Below are 273 nucleotides of genomic sequence, written 5' to 3' on the forward strand. Positions count from 1 at the left end.
CCTTTAGCGAAGCAGTCACTGGTTTTGCAGTGGGAGATATTACTTTAGGAAACGCGACAGCTTCTAACTTTACAGCCACAAGTACTTCTGTTTATACCGCTTTAATTACCCCAATAACTGATGGCACAGTAACCATTGATGTAGCGGCTAATGTAGCCCAAGATGCCGCAACGAATGGAAATACCGCTGCCACTCAGTTTAGTATTACTGCTGATCTAACAGCTCCAACAGTACTTATTTCAAGCACGGCAGCTAATCCGATCAACGGAGCAT

The 273-nt window shown here is 44.3% G+C and carries 1 protein-coding gene; it reads left to right on the forward strand.

What is annotated here, in order from left to right:
• Positions 1–273: Ig-like domain-containing protein (locus AWW67_RS19035; RefSeq protein ID WP_176700034.1), on the forward strand; the 273-nt coding region annotated here is incomplete at both ends.

This window comes from Roseivirga seohaensis (genome assembly GCF_001592945.1).
Lineage (GTDB): Bacteria > Bacteroidota > Bacteroidia > Cytophagales > Cyclobacteriaceae > Roseivirga > Roseivirga seohaensis.